The organism is Haloarcula sp. MBLA0138, from assembly GCF_055632455.1.
Genome location: NZ_CM145746.1, coordinates 402428 through 422753, shown reverse-complemented (window position 1 = coordinate 422753; position 20326 = coordinate 402428). Strand labels below are relative to the sequence as shown.

Sequence of the window (20326 nt, the reverse complement as noted above, 5' to 3'; positions counted from 1 at the left end):
ATAATACCACGTTACACGGCCGGAAACGGGCGACGGGTTTCGGAGCGTGCGGCCGCCGAAGAGCAAGATAGTTCAGCGCCGACGGCCGAGGGGTGGGCATGACCGACTACTTCGAGGTCCACGAGCGCGACGCGGCCGCGCGGGTCGGGGAGTTGCGCCTCGCCGAGTCCGTGACGACGCCGGCGCTGGTGGACGACGTGGACGCCGACACGCCGGGCGACGTCCACGCGCTCCTGCGGGACGCCGGCAGTCGCTGGGCCGAGCGCCGGGACGCGCCGGCCGGCGACGAGCGCGAAATCACGGTCCTGCCACACCGCGGGCTGCCGGCCGGGACCCCCGAGGAGGTCCGGGAGGCCTTCGCCGTCGACTACCCCGACGTGGAGTTCCCCAGCGCCGCCGTCGTCGCGCCCGACACCGCCGCCGGCCACGACGCCGACGTGACCGTCCTCTCGGGCGCATCGGGCTACGCCGGCCACGCAGCGGCGTTCGTCGACGCCGTGACGACCGCGCGCGAGGCGACGCCGACCGACACCGCGCTGTACCTCCCGGGAGTCGCAACGCCGCGCAACGTCGCCACGCTGGTCTACGCCGGCGTCGACCTCGTCGACCCCCACCGCGCCGTCGTCCGCGGCACCGAGGGGCGGTATCTGACGACCGACGAGGCGTACTTCTTGGAGGACCTCGACGAACTCCCCTGTGCGTGTCCGGCCTGTCGGGTGCCCCGCGAGGAGTTCGACCGCGAGGCCTGCGTCGAGCACAACGTCAACGCCCTCGCCGCCGAACTGCGCCGGGTTCGCCGCCGAATCCGGGACGGCCGCCTGCGGGACTACGTCGAGGGGCAGGCCCGGCAGGACAACTGGCTCACCGCGACGTTCCGGCGACTCGACCAGCAGTACGGCTACCTCGAACGGCGGACGCCGCTCATCCGCCGGGCGGAACTGTCGGCCGCGAGCGGGGACAGCATCCGCCGGGTCGAGATTCAGCGCTTCGCCCAGCGGGTCACCGAGCGGTACGTCCCCCGCTTTACCGACCGGCCGCTGGTGCTGGTCCCCTGCTCGGCCCGCAAGCCCTACAGCGACTCCCAGAGCCACGAGCAGTACCACGACGCCATCAAGTGGCGCGCCCACGTGGTGTCGATGACCTCGCCCATCGGCGTCGTCCCGCAGGAACTGGAACTCACCTATCCCGCCCAACACTACGACTCCGTGGTGACCGGGCGCTGGACGGCCACCGAAATCGAGTTCGTCGCCGACGTACTCCGGCGGTACCTCGACGGGGCCGACTACCCCGAGGTCGTCGCGCACGTCCCCGGCGAGGGGTACCGCGACATCTGCGAGCGGGTCGCGGAGTCGCTGGACCGGGAGTTCACCTACACCGTCGCCGACCACCCGACGACGACGGAGTCGCTGGGCGAACTCGCGGCCGAACTGGAGGGGTGGGACCGCTACCCCAAGCGCGAGCGCGAGCACAACACCGTCCGGGCCGTCGCGGACTACCAGTTCGGCCCCGGCGCGGGCGACGAACTGTTCGGCGACATCGCCACGCCGGGCCGGTACCCGCAACTGCGCGTCGAGGACGGCGACGGCGAGCAGTTGGCCGCGCTCGCCCAGCAGTACGGCGTCCTCTCGCTGACAGTCGCCGGGGCGCGCCGCTGGGTCGACAGCGACGTGCCGACGAAAACCGTCGAGATAGAGCCGTTCGTCCCCCACGGCTCCGTGCTCGCGCCGGGCGTGGTCGGGGCCAGCGACGACATCCGCGTCGGCGACGACGTGGTGGTGCGTGGCGACGCCGCCTTCGGCGTCGGCCGGGCGCAGATGCACGGCGCGGAGATGGCCGACTCGACGCGGGGCATCGCGGTCCAGATGCGCCACGTCGAGGAGCTGTAACGCGGGTGCGCGGCAGCGGCCCCGCCCGGGCCGGCGGCCGTTTCTCGGAGTCGACCGGACAGCCGCGGCCGGCGGATACTGCTCGTACCCATAGCTATAAATGTCAACTCACCTATATTTTAAGTATGTCAATACTCGCAGCGGTTGGCGCGACCGGGGCACAGGGCGCGGTCGTCGAGACCGGCTACGACCTCGCCTCGACCTACGAGACGGAGCTGCACGTCCTGCACACGGTCACCCAAGCGGAGTTCGAGGAGCGAAAGGAGGCGGTCGAGGAGTCCGGCGCGATAGAGGAGTACAGCAAGTCACAGCGCGCCGACGCGGCGGCCAACGTCGCCAACGACGCGGTCGTGGATGCGCTCGACGACCCCGACTTCGGGATGATTTCGACCCACGGCCGCGTCGGCGAACCGGTGCCGGAGATACTGTCGGTCGCCGAGTCAGTCGGGGCCGAGTACGTCGTCGTCGGCGGCCGGAAGCGCTCGCCGACGGGGAAGGCCCTGTTCGGCAGCACCACGCAGTCCGTGCTGTTGGAGGCCGACCGGCCGATAGTGACCGTCATGGGCGACGGGGAGTAGCCCGGCCCGCGGGTCATCCCGACGCCTCCACGGAGCCGCCGTCGGCGGTCGCGGGGTCGGCCTCGGTGATGCGGACGCGCTCGATGCGCGTGGCGTCGACGGCCTCGACGGTCAGTTCCGTCCCGTCGTAGGCGAGCGTCTCGCCGGGTTCGACCAGCCGCCCGGCGCGGTTGAAGACGAAGCCGGCGATGGTCTCGAACTCCTCGCCCTCCGGGAACTCGACGCCGACCACGTCGTTGACGGCGTCTATCGTCACGCCGCCCTCGACGCGGACAGTCCGGTCGTCGACGACTTCGACGGGGTCGGCCTCCTGGTCGTCGAGGATTTCGCCGACGACGGCCTCGACGACGTCCTCGGTCGTGACGATACCCTCGGTCGTCCCGAACTCGTCGACGACGACGACCTGCTCGACGCGCTCGTCGCGCATCTCGCGGAACAGCGCGTCGACGGCCTTGGTCTCGGGGACGTGGAGCGTCTCGGCGACGTGGGCGTCGAGCGCGTCGTCGCCGTCGACGCCGGCGGCGACCAGCGAGCCGAGTTCGACGACGCCGACGACGGTGTCGAGGTCGCCCTCGTAGACCGGGAGGCGGGTGTGGCCGCTCTCGACGCAGGCCGCGACTGCCTCGTCGACGGTCGCGGTCCGCGGGACCGCGGTCACGTCCAGCCGCGGCGTCATGACCTCTTTGGCGATGGTGTCGCTGAAGCGGAAGACGCGCCGGAGCATCTCGCGCTCGTCGGCGTCGATGACGCCCGCGCTCTCGCCGGTTCGTATCATCTCGCGTATCTCCTCGCGGGTGACGTAGGAGGTCTCGATGGCGGAGCCGCCGCCAGTCACGCGGTTGAGGACGCGCGTGAGCCGGTCGAAGGTGACGACCAGCGGATACAGGGCGTACTCCGAGAGCTTCAGCGGCCGGGCGACGGTCAGCGCCCACGACTCGGTGTTCTCGATGGCGTAGGACTTGGGGGCGCTCTCGCCGAACAGCAGGACGACTGCCGTCACGCCCAGCGTCGCCGCCGCTATCGCCTGCCCGCGGCCGAGATAGAGGGCGAACAGCCCCGTTGCGACCGAGGACATGGCGATGTTGACGAGGTTGTTCCCCACGAGGATGGTGACGAGCAGCCGGTGGGGGTCGTCTTTGAGCGACGCGGCCGCGGCGGCCCCGTCGACGCCGTCCTCGGCCAGCGCGGCGAGGCGGTGCCGGGCCAGCGAGAACATCGCTATCTCCGCCGACGAGAAAAACGCCGACAGCACCAACAGGACGAGCAGGACGCCCGCCCCGGCGAGTGCGACGGCGTCGGTCGGGAGGTCGCCGACCGCGGCGACGAGGGCCGGACCGGCCGCGACGCCGGGGACGGAGCCGACCATGGCTCAGTCGCTCAGCGAGTCGGCGTCGGCCGGGAACTCGGCACTGTCGCCACTCGCTGCGGCGTCGAGGGCCGTCTCCTCGGTCTCGTCGTCCGGGAAGTAACAGGCCGCGCGGTGGTCGGCGTCGCCGGCCTCGTCGATGGGCGGCTCCCCCGCCCAGCACTCCTCGGCGGCTTTCGGACACCGGGGCGCGAACGCACACCCCGAGGGGAGGTCGACGGGGTCGGGTGGCTCGCCGTCGAGCAGGACGCGTGTCCGGTCGGCCGTGGGGTCTTTCTCCGGGGCCGCCGACAGCAGCGACGTTGTGTAGGGGTGTTTGGGCCGGGCCGCGATGGACTCCACGTCACCCTCCTCGATGACCCGCCCGAGGTACATGATGGCGAGGCGGTCCGACACCTGCACCAGACTGGCGAGGTCGTGGGAGATGTAGACGACGCCGATGTCCTCGGTGTCGGCGAGCCCGCGCAGGAGGTTCAGCAGGTTCACCTTCAGCGACACGTCGAGCATCGACGCCGGCTCGTCGCAGATGAGGAAGTCGGGGTCCAACACGAGCGCCTTCGCCACGGCGACGCGCTGGCGCTGGCCGCCCGAGAGTTCGTGGGGGTACTGGTCGAGGAACTTCTCGGCGGGGGTCAGCCCGACCTTCTCCAGCGTCTCGACGATGGCCCGCTCGCGCTCGTCGGTCCGGTAGTCGTGGATAGTCAGGGGCTCGCCGACGAGCTTCCGGACGGTCTGTCGGGGGTTCAGCGAGTCGAACGGGTCCTGAAAGATTATCTGGACCTTCCGGCGGAACTCCTCGAGGTTCCCGTCCCGGTAGTGCTCGTAGGGCTCGCCGTCGAAGACGAACTCGCCGCCGGTGGGCTCCTCTAGCAGCGCCATCGTCTCGCCCAGCGTCGACTTCCCGCAGCCGGACTCGCCGGCGATTCCCAACACCTCGGAGCGCCGCACCGACAGCGAGACGCCGTCGACGGCCTTCACGTAGTCGGGGTCCTCGCCGCGGAGCTTGCTGACGAGCGACTGGCTCTGCTCGTAGTACTTCTCCAAGTCGGTCGTCTCCAAGACGACCTCGCCCCGGTCCGAGTCCGCGCCGCCGGCGTCGGGGATGCCCCACGTCTCCGGGTCGGTGGCGTCCCGGCGCATCTGGGCCGCCTCGTCGACGCGGTGGCAGGCCGACCGGTGGTTCCGGTTGGGCAGGTCCACGAGGTCCGGGTGGGCGTCGCGGCACTCATCGGTGGCGAACGGACAGCGGTCCGCGAAGACGCAGGCAGTCGGCTCCCGGTTGAGGTCCGGCGGCGACCCCGGGATGGCGACGGGGTCGGCGTCGCCGTCCTCTATCTCCGGGAAGGAGTTCTTCAGCCCCATCGTGTAGGGGTTCGTGGGGTTGACCAGCACGTTGTCGACGCTGCCCTGCTCCATCACCTTCCCGCCGTACAGTATCGACAGCTCGTCGCAGGTCTCCGCGATGACGCCGATCTCGTGGGTGATGAGCAGCAGAGAGCTGTCCATCCGGTCCTGTATCTCCAGAATCTTGTCGATAATCTTGTCCTGAACGATGACGTCCAGCCCGGTGGTGGGCTCGTCGGCGATGATGAGGTCCGGCTCAAGCGCCAGCGCCATGGCGATGGTGACGCGCTGGCGCATCCCGCCGGAGAACTCGTGTGGGTAGTCGTCGATGCGGTCGGGGTCCAGCCCGACCATCTCGAACAGCTCCCGCACCCGACTCCGGGCCTTCGCGTCGGAGACGTTGCGGTGGTTGTGGATGGCCTGCGTTATCTGCTCGCCGGTGGACATCACCGGGTCCAGCGAGTCCATCGCGCTCTGTGGGATGTAGGCGATGTCCTCCCAGAGTACGTCCCGGCGCTCGGCCTCGGAGAGAGCGGTCAGGTCGCGGCCGTCGAACCGGATAGTGCCGCGCTCGACGGTGCCGTTGTCGGGGAGCAGCCCCAGCAGGGCCTCCGCGACGGTGGACTTGCCGGAGCCGGACTCGCCGGCCAGCCCGTAGTTGACGCCCTCGTCGATGTCGAACGACACGTCGTTGACGGCGTGGACGGTGCCGTCCTCGTCGGGGTTGGTGCTGTACGTGACTTTGAGGTCTTCGACTTCGAGTAGGCTCATTGGTCGGTCTGAATTTCGGGGTTGATGACTTCCTCGTAGGCGCGGCCGATGAGGAACACCGAGGTGGTCACGGCGGCGATACCCAGCGCCGGCGGGAGGACCCACCACCACGCGACGCGGAGGTTCCCGGACTCGAACACCTGCCGGAGCATCCGGCCCCAACTGGTCATCGTCGGGTCGCCGAAGCCGAGGAAGGCGAGACTGGCCTGTGCGGCGATGGCCCACGCGACGCCGTAGGCGGTGTACAGGAAGCCGATGGGCAGGACGTTCGGGCCGACGTGGTACAGCATCGTCCGCAGGTCGCTGGCCCCGCTCGCGCGGGCGGACTTGACGAACGTGCGTTCCCGCACCGACAGCACCTCCGAGCGGACGACCCGGGCCGGCATCTTCCAGAGGAAGCCGGCGATGATGGCCGTCATCAGCCAGACGTTCGGCGTGACAAAGGTGAGCAACAGCAGCGCCATCGGCATGAACGGCAGCGAGAACGTCAAGTCGGTCAGTCGCATCAACAGTTCGTCGACCCAGCCGCCGTAGTAGCCGCTGACGAGGCCGACGAGGAAGCCGATAGCGCCGGTTCCCAGCCCGCCGAACAGGCCGACGATGAGCGTCGGCCGCGCGCCGGCGAGGAACTGGCTCAACACGTCCTTCCCGTAGGCCGTCGTCCCCAGCACCGCCGCGCCGGTCGGGGCCGAGAGCCGCAGGACCGACCCCGACGGGTCCCGGACGGTGTGTTCGATGGGGTCGTGCGGGGCAAGCAACGGGCCGAACAGCCCGAGGAAGACGAACGTCGCCACCGCGACCACGCCGGCGAAGGCCAGTCGGTCCTGCCGAAGGAACGCGAACTGGTCGACGACGATCTCGCGGACGCGGTCGATGCGCTCGTAGAACGCCGCCTTGGGCTTGGTCTCGGTACTCACGCCGCCCCACCTCCCCCAGTCGAGACGGTCGGGTCGAAGTACGCGTACAGCACGTCGGCCGCGAGGTTGGCGATGATGACCGCCAACGCCATGATGAAGACGGCGGCCTGCACCAGCGGGTAGTCCTGCTGCTGGATGGCCAGCACCAGCTCGCGGCCGATGCCGGGCCAGCCGAACACGACTTCGAGCAGGATGAGGCCTTGGAATATCATCCCCAGCCGGAGCGCGAAGTACGTCAGGATGGGCAGCATCGAGTTGCGCCCGGCGCGGGCCAACTGCTGCATCTCGGAGAGTCCCTTCGCGCGGTGGAGCTTCAGGAACTCCGAGCCCTGCTTCTCGACGACGCCGTTGCGCGCGAGCAACAGGAAGTCGCCGCTGTAGTACAGCACCGCGACGGTAAAGGGCAGGATGTAGTGGTGGACGAAGTCCAGCGAGAGGAACGTGTCGGCGTACCCCTCCGGCGAGGCCGTCACCGACCGCATCCCGAACGCGGGCACGAGGTCGAGGTTGTACGCGAAGACGATGATGAAGATGATGCCCGTGATGAACACCGGCGTCGACCGGAGGAACGTCGTCGAGATGATACTGAACTTCTCGAGGGCGCTCCCGCGGTTCCAGCCGGCGTACATCCCGACGGCGGAGCTGAGAACGGCCGTCGTCACCAGCGCCGGCACCAGCAGGATGAGCGTGTTCACCAGCCGGGGTTCGAGGACGCTCCAGACCGGTTGGCTCCGCAGGATGGAGTAGCCGAACTCGAAGGTCAGGATGCTCCCCATGTAGGTGATGTACTGCCGCCACAGTGGCTGATTCAGGCCGTAGGTGGCCCGGATTTCGGTTATCTGCTGTTGGTTGAGGTTCCCCGAGGTCACGAGCGCCTCGAAGGGACTGCCCGGCAGCAGCCGTAGGACGACGAAGATGACCGAGACGGCCACCAGCGTCAGCGCCACCGAGATGACGAGGCGCTTGGCGAGGAAGCGCTGGAACTGGCTCATCGGCGCACCTCCGGAGCCCCGGTGTTGGACGGCGATGCGACGCTACACGCGGGCGAAGCGACGGGCACGGCGGCGTGAGTACGGCCGGTCGTCCCGGGCCGCCCCCGCTCGCGTGCCTGCCGCCCGTTCGGGCGTCGGTCGGTCGTGGTGTCGGTGTACATCGTCCGTGTCCTCACGAGAAGTCGGGCTGGTCGAGCTCCGACCGGCGCATGTGGGTGTTCTCGGGCTGGACGCGCTCGACGAACGCCCCCCACGCCTCGCCGTTGGGGAAGCGGAGGTTGTCGTTCCCGTCGAACGTGTAGCCGGCCTGTCGGAGGATGCTCTTCGCGCCCTCGATGTCGAACTCGTAGTCGGTCGTCTCGGGGGTGTGCCACTGCGTGAGGTCGGAGATGGGGTTCTCGCCGCTGGGGACGGTCGCCCGGCCCTGCAGGACGCCCTCGGCGAAGCCCTGCGCGTCGACGGCCTTCGCCAGCGCGACGCGGAACTCCTTGTCCCGCACCAGCGGGCAGGAGAACATCAGCTTCGTGTCCAGCGGCGCGAAGTTGCCGGTCGACATCTTCTCGACGCTCCCGGCGCTCGCGGCACGGTCGGCCTGTCCGTTCGAGAGCGTCGTCCCGACGGCGTCTATCTCGCCGCCCTGTAGCGACCCGATCATCGAGTCGATGTTCCCGACGTTTATCCAGATAACTCCCTCGACGCCCTCGCCACGTTCGGCGTGGTCGCCCAGCGCGTCGGCCCGCCAGTCGTCGTCGAACATCCAGTGGCCCTCGTTGCGCGACACCTCGAAGCGGGTCCCCTGTTCCCAGTTCTCGAACTGGAAGGGACCGGTACCGACCGGGGCGTCCGGGTTGTGCTGGGAGGGGTCGTCGACGTCCTCCCACGTGTGTTTCGGGATGATGACGCTGCGGACCACCCGCTGGGTCATGAACGCCGCGTCGGGACCCGTGAGGTTGAAGCGGACCTCGTGGTCGCCCAGCACCTCGACCGACTCGATGGGCTCGTAGAAGGGGACCTGACTGGTCGAGGAGTACTCTTGATACAGCTCGACGGTGAACTTCACGTCCTCGGCGGTGAAGGGCTCGCCGTCGTGCCACTCGACGCCCTCGCGGAGCGTGAGTTCGACGGTCGTGTCGTCGACGAAGCCGCCACCAGTGGCGAGGGCCGGCACCACGTCGAGGTCCGGCGTCGCGTCGAACAGGCCGTCGTAGACGAACGTCAGGCGTTTCGCCTCCGCGCCGCCGGCGGCCCACGGGAGGTTCAGGGAGTTCATCGACGTGGTGACGCCCTTGACGTAGGTCCGGTCGTCGGTCTCGGGCTGGAGGTTGACCTCGGACCAGACGAACGAGTCCTTCGTCGGGCCGTTGCCCGGGGTCTCGACGTAGCCGCTCCACTTCTCGGTGTTGACCGCCGTGATGACGTCGGGGAACAGCGTGATGAGTGCGCCCACGTCCTCGGTGAATATCTCCTGTGCGCGGTCGACGAGTTCCTCGCGCTCGGCCCGGTCGGTGGTCCGAGCCTGCTCTGTCAGGACCTCCTGTAGCTCGGGGTGGTAGTAGTTGTCGTAGTTCGAGAGGCTGCCCGCGGTCCGGCGCATCAACAGCGGGTTGGGGTCGAGCCCGCGCTGGGGGTCCGGCCCGTGAGTACTCATCGAGACAACGGCCTCCATCCCCTTCGTCGCCCAACTCTGGGCGTACAGCTGGTTCAGCGGACGGTCGTTGAGTTCGACGCCGATGCCGAGGTCGTTCAGACCGCGCTGGACCATCAGCGCGTGTTCGCGCATCCACGGGTCGTCCTCGCTGGAGAACTCGACGGGGAGCGGGTCCAGCACCGCACCGGCCGTCGCGCTGTAGTCGAGCGGCGGCGAGTCGGCGTCGATGGTCTCCCAGTCGCGCCAGTACTGCGTCTCGACGGTCTCGGGCGTGCCCGAGGGGGCGTTCGGCGTCAGGCTCTCGCCGCCACCGCCGCCGCCGTCACCGCCGCCGCCACAACCCGCGAGGGCGCTCGTCCCGAGCGTCGCCGCCGTCGCGGCGAGGTACCCCCGCCGGGTCAGTCGTCGACCGGTTCCGTTCTCGAATCCATCATTATCTTTCCGGGTCATCCCGCCCCCATATTCCGGGCTATCTGGAATCGTTCTACTCCCTATCCGCGCCGATACCTATCGAACTTTAAGTCGGGTCGGCTATCACGGAAAAGTTTAGAACGTCCGTGAGGATATCTCCTCGTTCGTTACGACCGCGGTCCGTAGATGAGTTCGAGGAGCGTCCGCTCGGCCGTCCGGAGCCGCTCGCTGACCGTCGACTGCGCCACCCCGAGCGCCTCGGCCAGTTCGGTCTCGGACGTCTCGCGGGGCACGTCGAAGTAGCCCCGGTTGTACGCCGTCTCCAGTATCTCCAGTTGGTCCGCGGTGAGCTTCGAGACGAGGACCTCGGTCAACCGACCGCTGTCGAGCGGTTCGCCGGGCTCCTCGGTTTGTGTCACCGACAGCAGTTCGAACTCGCCGAGCGTGGCCTGTATCTCGTCGGCCAGCGAGCGGAACTGGTCCCAGTCCCGCGTGGTCGTCACGACCTCGAAGCCACCCTCCTGCAGGACGATGCGGTTCGGGATGGCCTCCTGTCGGAGGACCAGTCCGAGGATGAACGGGTACGACTCGGTCGCGAGGACGGTGATGCGCTGGATGTCCACGTCCGTCGAGGCCGTCGGTATCTCGCTGGTGTAAAACAGCGAGACGCCCGAGACGTCGTCGAGCGTCGCCGCCACGTCGAAGGACTCGCCGGCCGCGACGGTCAGGGATTCTATCCACGTCCCGTCCTCGACGTAGAAGGCGTTGTCGAGCTCGATGCTCCGGACCGCCGACAGCCGCCGGTAGAGCTTCTCCATCACACCGGTCGGCATCGTCGTGAACTCGACGCGTAAGATGGCTGTCCCTCCGTGTCGCCAAGACCCCGCTCGCGTATAAATGTCTCACGGCTCTCCGACGGGGAGCCGCTGTCAGGCCACGAGCGGCCAGTAGAGCGTCCACGCGCCGGCGGCGACGGCGGCCGAAAGCGCCATCGCCACCAGCCCGAAGGTCAGCACGTCGCGGTGTGACAGCGGGCCACGGTCCATCGACACCAACACGGCAGTCGTGTTGAACGGGAGGACCGTCGTCGACCCGACGACGAGCAACACGGCCAAGGCGAGGTAGAGCCGGTTCACCTCGAAGACATCGCCGAACTCCAGCACGATGGGGAGCGCGACGACGATGGCCGCGGACCCGGTCGAGAACAGGACGCGGACGCCGACGGCGATGGCGAGCAACACGGCGACGACCTGCCAGTGGGCCAGCGCCGCGAACGGGACCGCGGCGGTGAGCAGGTCGACGACGTAGTCGACGGCCCCGGTCGCCCGCAGGGCGTCGAGTATCGACAGCATCGCGCCGATGAGGAGGACGATGCCCCAACTCACCGACCCGACGGCCTCCGAAGTGACGACGCCGACGCGGGGCAGGGACAGCGCCGTCACCGCGAGTACCGCCGGTAACACCGTCGGGACGCCGACGAACGACCCGACGACCCAGCCGACGACGGCACCGAGCGTGACGAGGCCGACGACCCGCTGGTCCCGCGTCAGCGGCGGCGTCCCGTCGCCGTCGGTCACCAGCGGCGCGGCCTCGCTGGCGTCGGAGTCGGCGGCCCCGCCGACGGTCGGCGTCGTCTCGACCGACGAGAGCGCGGCCGCCGCCAGCGCGGCCAGTGCGTACAGGACCACCGTCGGCGGGAGCATCAGCACCGCCCACTCGACCCACGTCACGGGCCGGACAGTCGCGTCGACGATGCCGGAGGTGACCAGCGCCATCCCGCCGCCGGTCATCAGCGCCATCGACGCGATGGGGTTGACGTGTCCAAGCAGGAAGAACGCGGCCCGCTCGAACCCGCTTCCCTCCGGCAGTCCGAAGCCGTCGGTCAGCTGTTTCACGATGGGGACGAACGTCACCGCGCGGGCCATCGCCGAGGGCATGACGAGCGCCAGCGCCAGCACGCTGGCCGCGACGGAACCGAGCGTCCGCCGGGGCGTACTCTCGGCCGAGAGCAGCCGCCGGGCCAGCTGCCGGTCGAGACCGACCTCGGCGACGGCGTTGCCCAGCAACAGCAGCGCCAGCAGGAAGAAGACCAGCGTCGAGGCGTAGCCGGTCGCCGCCGCCGCGAAGCCGTCGACGGTCCCCAGCGCGTACAGCAGCGTCACGGCGAGCAGGCTGGAGACGGCGTAGGGAACCGGCTTCGACAGCCAGAGGACGACGGCGGCGAGAAACACCGCGAGCGCCCGCTGACCGGCCGACGACAGGCCCGAGGGGGGCGGGAGCGCGACGCCGCCGACGAGGAGGAGAACGGCGGCGAGGAGGCCGACGACCGCCGGTTCCGGGAACACCGCCGAGAGTCGCGCCGTGGGACCGGTCCGGTCGCCCATTACCCCTGCCTCGCCGGTGGCGGGCAAGTATCTGGTGGAGCGTGTAACCGTTGCCCCCTGTCGGTCCCGTCAGTGGTGAACCGGCCCCGTGTCGCGGCGACCGTCTCGCTTATCCGCCCACCGCACCTGCACGCGGTATGGACGACGCGTTCGCCCGGCGAAACGCGCCGGCGCTGGCCGCGGCGGCGCTCCTGCTCGTCGCCTCGCTGGTACCGGTCCCGACCGGCGGCGGGTCGGCGCTGCCCGTACGGCCCGACCTCCTCGCCCACGTCGTCGGCTACGCAGCGCTGACCGCTGCGCTCGTGCGGGGCCGACGCGCCGGCGCGGGAACGGTCGCGGCGGCGGCCACAGCGGCGGTGACCTACGGGGCCGGCATCGAGGTCGCACAGGCAGCTGTTCCGACGCGGACGCCCAGCCTCGCCGACCTCGCTGCCAACGCCGCCGGGGCGGTGGTCGCGGGCGCGTGGCTGCTCGTCGGTCGCTCAAACCGCGACTGAGCGTGCAGAAGGCCCTTTGTGTCGGCCGCGAGAGGGCCGGTATGCCCTCTCGCAGACGGTTCCTCGCCGCCGCCGGCACCGGGCTGGCCGCTCTCGCCGGCTGCGCCGGCGACGGCGGGACCGCAACCGACCGGGCGACTGGGAGCGCGTCGGCGACGGACAACGACGAAACGGTGACCGACACCGGCGAAACGGCGACGGAGACGCCCACGAACGGGCCCCCGACGTGGGAGCCGGCGTGGACCGCCGACACTGACCTCGGGAACCTGCTGGCGCTGACCCGGGACGGGACGGACCTCTACGCGACGACGAGCGACGACGGCGCGCGGTCGGCCGTCGCGGCGGTCGAACCGGAGCGCGAGGGGTTCGGCTGGCGGACGGAACTGGACGGCGACGGCGTCACCGGGTCGCACCTCTCGCAGACGAACGCACGGGACAAGTGGAGCGTCACCGCCGCCGACGGGACGCTGTACGTCGTCACGGGGCGCGTCTCGGAGTTCGAGTGGAGCGCGCTGCACGCGCTGGACGCCGAGACGGGCGCGAAGCGGTGGTCGCTGCGCCGCGAGCGGGAACTCGCCGTCGCCGGCGTCCGGGACGACACCGTCGTCGTCGGCGGGCGGGAGTTTTTCGTCCCCGACAGCACCCACGACACGCCCGACGAGCCGCTGACGACGGTCCTCTACGGCGTCGACGCCGCGAACGGAGACGTTCGCTGGGGGCGGAGCTACACCGGGGTCACGGCCGCGACCACCTACGCTGGCGGCGTGGCAGTGGGCGCACGCGACCGCGTGGTCGGCCTCGACACCGACGGGACCGAGCGCTGGCGCGTCGAGGCGGGCGAGCCGCGGGCGCTGTGTCCGGTCGGCGACGGGGTCGTCGCCGCGACCGCGGCCGGTGACGGGTCGCGGCTCCGCGCGCTCGACTCCGACGGGGCGGTTCGGTGGCGCGACGAGCGCCCCGTCGACTCGTTTCTCGCCGCCGGCGACCGCCTGTACGCGCTGGGCGAGGCGACGGTCGCCTACGACGCCGACGGCACCGTCCGCTGGCAGGTCGACGGCTACGGGCAGTGGCCCCTGCTGGCCCCCGACGGCGAGACGCTGTACGCCCGCGCCGGGGTGGGGGCCGACGCCGTCGACGCCTTCGACGTGCCCGGCGGCGGCCGGCGGTTCCGCTACGAGACGCCCTCGAACAACGGCTGGCCGGCCGCCGCGACCGACGGGACGGTCGTCGCCGAGGCCATCACGCCCGAGGCCGCCGACTTCACCAGCCTGTTCGCCGTCGACGACCGGTCGGGCGAGGCGACCGCCGTCTACCGGCCGACCGATACCGTCTTCGACGTGGCCGGCGTCGGCGGGCGGGCCTACGCGGCCGTGGGCGGCCGGCTGCTGGCGTTCGACCGGCCGGGCTAACGAAGCCGATATACGCGCCCGTCGGCTACGCCGGCGTAATGAGCAAGCCCAGTCCGGAGGTCTACGAGCGGGACAAGGGCATGGACGCCCACAACGCGGTGATGCGGGAGGTGCGGTCGCGCAACGACGCGAGCTACGACCCCCGCGAGCCGACGCGGGTGTGGATAGACGAGGACAACACGCCCGACGGCGTCTACCAGAGCCTCACCATCATCCTCAACACCGGCGGCTGCCGGTGGGCCCGCGCCGGCGGCTGTACGATGTGTGGCTACGTCGCCGAGTCCGTCGAGGGCGGCGAAGTCGCTCACGAGGACCTCATGGCCCAGATTCGGCACTGCCTCGACCACGAGGCCGAGAACGCCGACGGCGAGAGCGGCCTCGTGAAGATATACACCTCCGGGAGCTTCCTCGACGAGCGCGAGGTGCCCGCCCGGACTCGGCAGGCCGTCGCCGAGACGTTCGCCGACCGCGAGCGCATCGTCGTCGAGTCCCTGCCCGACTTCGTCGAGCGCGAGCGCGTCGCCGACTTCGTCGACGCCGGACTGGAGACCGACGTGGCCGTCGGGCTGGAGACGGCCACCGACCGCGTGCGCCGCGACTGCGTCAACAAGTACTTCGAGTTCGCCGACTTCGAGGCGGCCTGTGCCGAGTCCCGAGCGGCCGGCGCGGGCGTGAAGGCGTACCTCCTGCTGAAACCCCCCTTCCTCTCGGAGTCCGAGGCCGTCGCGGACATGAAACGCTCCGTCCGGCGCTGTGCCGGCGTCGACGGCTGTCACACCGTCTCGATGAACCCCTGCAACGTCCAGCGCTACACGATGGTCGAGGAGCTGTACCACGACGGCGGCTACCGGCCGCCGTGGCTCTGGTCGGTCGCGGAAGTGCTCGAATCGACCGCCGACGAGGACGTCATCGTCGTCTCGGACCCCGTCGGCCACGGGAGCGACCGCGGCCCGCACAACTGCGGCGACTGCGACGACACCGTCCAGCGGGCCATCAAGGACTTCGACCTGCGACAGGACCCCACCGTCTTCGAGCAGGTCGACTGCGAGTGCGAGCGGACGTGGGAGGCCGTACTCGACCGCGAGACGAGTTACTCGCTGCCGCTGGCCCGCTGAGGGGCGTCGCCAACCCGTAGCGCCGGGCGCTCCGGCCGACGGTCCGACCGACCACTTTCACTTTCACTCCGGTAGGCTGGCCCTTTAGTGTCCCCAACCCATACCCACGTGTAGGGACCTCGGAACCTGTCACACGCTCCGTCGGTCCCACTCCCATCCTACCCTTTGGCATACCGGTGAGCGGCGACGCTGTCGGTGGTGAAGACGGCGAAAAGCGGCGACGTTACTCCGCGAACCCTTCGAGGACCCCCGTCCCGTCGGTGCGCCCGAGGTCGTCGAGCGACGCCCGCTCGGGGTGGGGCATCATCACGGCGACGTGGTCGGCCTCGCCGGTGACGCCGGCGACGGCGTGTTTCGAGCCGTTGGGGTTGGCCTCGGGCGTGACCTCGCCGTCGGCGTCGCAGTACGTGAACAGGACGCGGTCGTCGGCCTCCAGTTCGGCGAGGCGGTCGTCGGCGATCTCGTAGCGGCCCTCGCCGTGGGCGATGGGGAGTTCGACGACCTCGCCCTCGTCGTAGCTCCGCGTCCACGGCGTGTCCGCGTTCTCGACCCGGAGGTGGACGTGTTCGCACTGGAAGCGGGCGCTCTCGTTGGTCGTGAACGCGCCGGGGGTCAGCGACGACTCACAGCCGATCTGCGCGCCGTTGCACACCCCGAGGACCGGCGTCCCGTCGGCGGCGGCCGCGCGCACCTCGTCCATGACGGGCGAGCGGGCGGCCATCGCGCCGGCCCGGAGGTAGTCACCGTAGGAGAACCCGCCGGGCAGCATGACGCCGTCGGCGTCGTCGGGCAGGCCGTCCTCGTGCCAGACGAGTTCGGCATCGAACCCCAGCGTGTCCAGCGCCCGGACGGAGTCCCGGTCGCAGTTCGAGCCACCGAACTGGACGACGGCGACGGTCACGCCGACCACCCCGCGCGGGAACCAAGCGCTGGCGTCGGTGTGGCGGCGCTCATTCGGCCCGTTCGACCTCCACGTCGTAGTCGTGGATGGTCGGGTTCGCCAGCAGTCGCTCGGCCATCTCGTCGGCCCGGGCGGCGGCGGCGTCGACGCTCTCGGCGTCGAGGTCGAGTTCGAAGACGTCGGCCGACCGGAGGTCCGCCAGTTCGAAGCCCAGCCGTTCCAGCGAGCGCTGGGTGGTCTCGGCCTCGGGGTCGAGGACCCCGCGTTTGAGCCGGACGGTGACGGTCGCGGTGTAGGCGGTCATTACTGGCAAGCGGGCGGGCACCGGAGAAAACGCTTGTGTTTACGTGTCGAGGGCGGTCCACTCGTCGGGCTGGTCGGCCAGCCCCGTCACGCGAACCTCCGGCCCGTCGTCGGTCTCGCGGACGGCGACGCGGCCGTCGAAGGGCTGGGCGATGGTGCCGACGAGCCGCTCGTCGTGGGCGTCGGGGTCGAGGACGCAGACGCCGATACCGTCGGCCGAGCGGACCCGGCCGGTGACGGTGTTGACGAAGCGAAACACCGGGCGGACGTCGTCGGCGTAGACCAGCATCGGGGTCAGCGTGTGGATGCCCGTCCGGACGTGGTCGTACCCGCGGGCGTACACCTGCTCGTACTGCCCGGAGTACTCGATGCCGATACCCGTCAGGTCGCCCGGCGTCGGCACCGTCGAGACGTGGTCGCCGAGGTCGTCGCTCTCGCCGCCGGCGGCGACGACGCAGACGCGCCCGCCGGCCACGTCGCCGTAGGCCTCGCAGTCGGCGAGCGTCTGGCTCGCCGTCGTGTCCGTCGTGACGACGACCACGCCGTCGTCACCGTCGGCCAGCAGCAGGCGCAGGGCCACTTCCCGTGTCCCGCCCAGTATCGGCCCGGTGACCAGCAGGTTCGTCCCCGGTTCGACCGGCGACAGCGGCGTCCCGTCGAACCGGTAGGCGTCTTGCTGTGTACTCATTCGGCATCCCCCTCCTCGGCGGCCGTGAGCCGACGGCGCAGACGGAGTTGCTCCTCGACTTCGGCCCCGAACCGTTCGAGGTCGTCCAGTTCGGCCCGCGTGTACGAGCGGGGTTCGTCGTCGATACAGCAGACCGCACCGATGGCGCTGTCGGAGTCGTCGGTGAGGCGGACGCCGGCGTACGACCGGATGTCGAGTTCGTCGAGGCGGTCGTTGGCGCTGAACCGCGGGTCCTCGTGCGTGTCCTCGACGACCATCACGTCGTCCGTGAGGACGGTGTAGGTGCAGATGCTGTCCTCGCGGGCCAGCGTCCGCCAGTTCGCGCCCTCGCAGGCGACGAAGCGCTCCTCGTGCTCGTCGAGCAGACCGACGAACGCCACGGCGATGTCGAAGTGGGCCGTCATCAGCGCGGTCAGGCGGTCGAACGTCTCGGTGGCCGCCAGCGAGGCCACGTCGTAGGACTCGACGGCGGCGACGCGCTCGGGTTCGTCCTCGGGAATCGGGTAGGCCGCTTGGGTCCTCTCGGCGGCGGCCAGCGACGCGACATCGACGACGCGGTTCCGGGAAGCCGGCACCGACCGCGGCACGTACTCGACGACTTGGTCGGTGCCGCCCCGGGGGAGCGCCGCCGGCGAAGTCTCGGTGTAGAGGACGACGGCGCAGTCGGGCGCGACCGACCGCGCGGCGTCGACCACGTCGAAACCGTCGCCGTCGGGGAAGGAAGACGCCGTCACGACGCAGTCGGTGTCGGCGTCGAGGGCCGCGTCCACGTCGGCGACCGAGGCCGCCGAGACGGTGGCAAGTCCCGCCTCCTCCAGTGCCGCCGCCGTCGCCGCGCACTCGTCCTCGTCGGGGTCCGCACAGACGACCGTGGGCGAATCGGTAGGCACACCAGTACATACGTACAGGGACACAAAACTCTGCTGTCCGTAGCGGCCGCCTCCCGAAAACGAAGGCTTTTGCATCGCTCCCGTCGAACAGACGCCAAATGAACCGTCGAGACGCGTCGAGGTGGCGGGCGTGACCCGCGGCCTGACCGAGATTACCGTCGTCGGCGACGACGATACGGGTCTCATCGCCGAAGTCACCTCGCTCCTGTTCGAGCGCAGCATCAACATCGAGGACCTCGACCAAGCGGTCCGGGAGGGGGTCTTCCGGATGACCATGCACGTCGACACCGCCGAGATGGTGACGACCGAGGAGAAACTTCGGGAGGACCTCCACGAGTTGGGCGACGAACTGGGCGTCGACGTGCAGGTCCGGTTCCCCGCCGACCGCGAGACCCAGTCCATCGCCGTCCTCGTCACCAAGGAATCGCACTGTCTGGAAGCGCTGTTCGAGGCGTGGGCCAACGGCGACCTCGGGGCCGACATCGACGTGGTCATCGGGAACCACGACGACCTCGAACCGCTGGCCGAGAAGTACGACGTGCCCTTCCACGACATCGGGGACGAGAAGGGCACCCCCGACGAGGAGCGCCTGCTCGACCTTCTCGCGGAGTACAACGTCGACCTCATCGCGCTGGCCCGGTACATGCGCATCCTCTCGCCGGACGTGGTCTTTCGCTACGAGAGCCGCATCATCAACGTCCACCCGTCCCTGTTGCCCGCCTTCCCCGGCGCGTCGGCGTACATGCAGGCCATCGAGGAGGGCGTCCGCATCGCCGGCGTCACCGCCCACTACGTCACGACCGACCTCGACCAGGGCCCCATCATCACCCAGCGGGCGTTCAACGTCCCCGACGACGCCACCGAGGAAGAGCTCCAACAGCTGGGCCAGCCCCTCGAAGCCGAGGCGCTCATCGAGGCCATCAAGCTCCACCTTGACGACGAGGTGACGGTCCACCGCGGCCGGACGAAGCTCCGGGACCCGGAGAACACGGACGCGCAGTTGGGCGCGCCCGAGGACCTCGACCGCGAGAACCCCGACCGCCCCATCGACGGGCTCGGGGAGTTCGTCGCCGAACAGGGCGAGTAGCGCCGCCGTTGGCCGACGCACCGCCGCGCTTTTCCGCGGTCGTCGGTCGGCTGTCCGTGTTCGGCCGCCGCTCAGAGGTCCCGCACGGCCTCGACGGCCGTCGCCAGCGCGGGCGCGTCGAACACCTCGCCGTCGACGTAGGCGTTCGTCCCGGCGCAGTAGAGGTCGCGGGCGGCCTCGACGACCGACTCGTCCAGCGGTTCGGGCGAGCGGTCACACAGGGACTTCCAGTCGGCGACGCCGCGCTCGGTCGCCGCGCGCTTGGCCTCGCCGACGGCCTCGACCCACGCGGGCTGGGTGCGCTTGTGGTACTGGCGGATGACCTCCTTCGAGACCTGCTGGCCGTCGTAGGAGAAGCGGTTCTCGTCGAACGTGCCGACCACGTCGGCGACTCGAATCTCGCCCTCGTAGTAGAGACACTCTATCTTGCCGTCCTCGTGGACCAGCCCGGCGTCCTCGGCCTGACGCGTGACGACGTGGTCGACGGCGCGGGCGACCTCCGCCAGCCGGTCGATGTCGGCCGCACCGGCGATGCGGTCGGCCGCCGCGCGGTCGAGGTAGCGGTCCTGCTCCTCGTACTTCGTGGAGAACTCCACGACTGGCTCCGGGAGGTCGACGACCTCGTCGGGCCACTCGTCGTAGTCCAGCCCGTGGTCCGCGGGGTCGGTGCGGCTCCGCAGCGACGAGCCGACGGGGACGCGGTTCCGGAAGACTATCTCCAGCGGAATCAGGTAGTTCTCGCCGGCCGCGGCGTGGTAGGCGTCGTAGTCGTAGGCCCCGTCGGCGAACGGCAGGTCCGGGACTTGGGTCAGTTCGATGACCATCTCCTCGGGGACCGCGCCGGTCGACAGCGCCTCGCCCAGATCGAGGGTCCCGTCGTGGCCGTCGACGCGGACGCCCTCGTAGTGGGTCGGGATGTGGTTCTCCTCTAACAGCTGGAAGTTGAACGCGCCCATCGCGCACAGCGACGCTCCCTTGTCCGGAATCCGGTCGGGCATCTGCCCCCAGTCGAACACCGAGTAGGCGTCGGTAAAGGCGAACGCGCCACGGCCCAGCCGGTCGGCCGTCGCGGGCTCGTCCACGCGGAAGTTCTTCACGCTCGTCATTGTCGGCGAGTTCCCCGCGGGGGACAAAGACGT

18 protein-coding genes are annotated in these 20326 nt (G+C 70.0%); 6 read left to right on the top strand and 12 right to left on the bottom strand.

What is annotated here, in order from left to right; all coding sequences use genetic code 11:
• Positions 1–98 precede the first annotated feature (98 nt).
• Both arcS and ACV7JO_RS02110 read left to right on the top strand, forming a co-directional pair.
• Positions 99–1886, top strand: coding sequence for an archaeosine synthase subunit alpha (arcS, locus tag ACV7JO_RS02115; RefSeq protein ID WP_470354692.1), 1788 nt, complete (start codon positions 99–101; stop codon positions 1884–1886).
• Positions 1887–2011: 125 nt separating this feature from the next.
• A complete protein-coding gene (locus ACV7JO_RS02110) occupies positions 2012–2464 on the top strand; it encodes a universal stress protein (protein ID WP_470354691.1) in 453 nt (150 codons plus the stop codon).
• A gap of 13 nt (positions 2465–2477) precedes the next feature.
• Here ACV7JO_RS02110 and ACV7JO_RS02105 read toward each other — a convergent pair whose 3' ends face one another.
• From ACV7JO_RS02105 to ACV7JO_RS02075, 7 genes are all read right to left on the bottom strand, one after another.
• Positions 2478–3830 carry a hemolysin family protein gene (locus ACV7JO_RS02105; RefSeq protein ID WP_470354690.1) on the bottom strand — a complete coding sequence of 451 codons (1353 nt, stop codon included), beginning with the start codon at positions 3828–3830 and terminating at the stop codon, positions 2478–2480.
• Positions 3831–3833: 3 nt separating this feature from the next.
• On the bottom strand, positions 3834–5945 hold the full coding sequence (locus ACV7JO_RS02100; RefSeq protein ID WP_470354689.1) for a dipeptide ABC transporter ATP-binding protein: 2112 nt from the start codon (positions 5943–5945) through the stop codon (positions 3834–3836).
• The gene (locus tag ACV7JO_RS02095; RefSeq protein WP_470354688.1) at positions 5942–6862 is read right to left on the bottom strand and encodes an ABC transporter permease; all 921 of its coding nucleotides are present in this window, start codon (positions 6860–6862) and stop codon (positions 5942–5944) included. Before ACV7JO_RS02095 ends, ACV7JO_RS02100 begins: the two co-directional genes overlap by 4 nt.
• Complete coding sequence (locus ACV7JO_RS02090; protein ID WP_470354687.1) at positions 6859–7854, bottom strand: ABC transporter permease; 996 nt, start codon at positions 7852–7854, stop codon at positions 6859–6861. Before ACV7JO_RS02090 ends, ACV7JO_RS02095 begins: the two co-directional genes overlap by 4 nt.
• A gap of 172 nt (positions 7855–8026) precedes the next feature.
• On the bottom strand, positions 8027–9952 hold the full coding sequence (locus ACV7JO_RS02085) for an ABC transporter substrate-binding protein (RefSeq protein ID WP_470354686.1): 1926 nt from the start codon (positions 9950–9952) through the stop codon (positions 8027–8029).
• A 128-nt stretch (positions 9953–10080) separates the two neighbouring features.
• On the bottom strand, positions 10081–10731 hold the full coding sequence (locus ACV7JO_RS02080; protein WP_470355741.1) for a helix-turn-helix domain-containing protein: 651 nt from the start codon (positions 10729–10731) through the stop codon (positions 10081–10083).
• Positions 10732–10842: 111 nt separating this feature from the next.
• Positions 10843–12297 (bottom strand): SLC13 family permease, encoded by a 1455-nt coding sequence (locus tag ACV7JO_RS02075; protein ID WP_470354685.1) that lies wholly within the window; start codon positions 12295–12297, stop codon positions 10843–10845.
• A 137-nt stretch (positions 12298–12434) separates the two neighbouring features.
• Between ACV7JO_RS02075 and ACV7JO_RS02070 the strand changes: the two genes are divergently transcribed.
• From ACV7JO_RS02070 to ACV7JO_RS02060, 3 genes are read left to right on the top strand one after another with little or no spacing between them, the layout of a single operon-like run.
• Complete coding sequence (locus ACV7JO_RS02070) at positions 12435–12794, top strand: VanZ family protein (protein WP_470354684.1); 360 nt, start codon at positions 12435–12437, stop codon at positions 12792–12794.
• A 41-nt stretch (positions 12795–12835) separates the two neighbouring features.
• The gene (locus tag ACV7JO_RS02065) at positions 12836–14203 is read left to right on the top strand and encodes an outer membrane protein assembly factor BamB family protein (protein ID WP_470354683.1); all 1368 of its coding nucleotides are present in this window, start codon (positions 12836–12838) and stop codon (positions 14201–14203) included.
• Positions 14204–14241: 38 nt separating this feature from the next.
• A complete protein-coding gene (locus tag ACV7JO_RS02060) occupies positions 14242–15318 on the top strand; it encodes an archaeosine biosynthesis radical SAM protein RaSEA (RefSeq protein ID WP_470354682.1) in 1077 nt (358 codons plus the stop codon).
• Between the two features lie 223 nt (positions 15319–15541).
• Here ACV7JO_RS02060 and purQ read toward each other — a convergent pair whose 3' ends face one another.
• The 4 genes from purQ to ACV7JO_RS02040 are packed head-to-tail and all read right to left on the bottom strand — an operon-like array spanning position 15542 to position 18100.
• Positions 15542–16219, bottom strand: coding sequence for a phosphoribosylformylglycinamidine synthase I (purQ, locus tag ACV7JO_RS02055; RefSeq protein ID WP_470354681.1), 678 nt, complete (start codon positions 16217–16219; stop codon positions 15542–15544).
• A 49-nt stretch (positions 16220–16268) separates the two neighbouring features.
• On the bottom strand, positions 16269–16523 hold the full coding sequence (gene purS / locus ACV7JO_RS02050; RefSeq protein WP_470354680.1) for a phosphoribosylformylglycinamidine synthase subunit PurS: 255 nt from the start codon (positions 16521–16523) through the stop codon (positions 16269–16271).
• Between the two features lie 39 nt (positions 16524–16562).
• On the bottom strand, positions 16563–17210 hold the full coding sequence (locus ACV7JO_RS02045) for a DUF7504 family protein (RefSeq protein WP_470354679.1): 648 nt from the start codon (positions 17208–17210) through the stop codon (positions 16563–16565).
• Entirely contained in the window at positions 17207–18100 is an 894-nt protein-coding gene (locus ACV7JO_RS02040; RefSeq protein ID WP_470354678.1) for a GAF domain-containing protein, read from the bottom strand. The genes ACV7JO_RS02045 and ACV7JO_RS02040 overlap by 4 nt, the downstream gene beginning before the upstream one ends.
• Positions 18101–18221: 121 nt before the next feature.
• Here ACV7JO_RS02040 and ACV7JO_RS02035 point away from each other — a divergent pair, with 121 nt between their 5' ends.
• Positions 18222–19187 carry a formyltetrahydrofolate deformylase gene (locus tag ACV7JO_RS02035; protein ID WP_470354677.1) on the top strand — a complete coding sequence of 322 codons (966 nt, stop codon included), beginning with the start codon at positions 18222–18224 and terminating at the stop codon, positions 19185–19187.
• 71 nt (positions 19188–19258) lie between these two features.
• Here ACV7JO_RS02035 and ACV7JO_RS02030 read toward each other — a convergent pair whose 3' ends face one another.
• Complete coding sequence (locus tag ACV7JO_RS02030; protein ID WP_470354676.1) at positions 19259–20293, bottom strand: phosphoribosylaminoimidazolesuccinocarboxamide synthase; 1035 nt, start codon at positions 20291–20293, stop codon at positions 19259–19261.
• Positions 20294–20326: the final 33 nt, after the last annotated feature.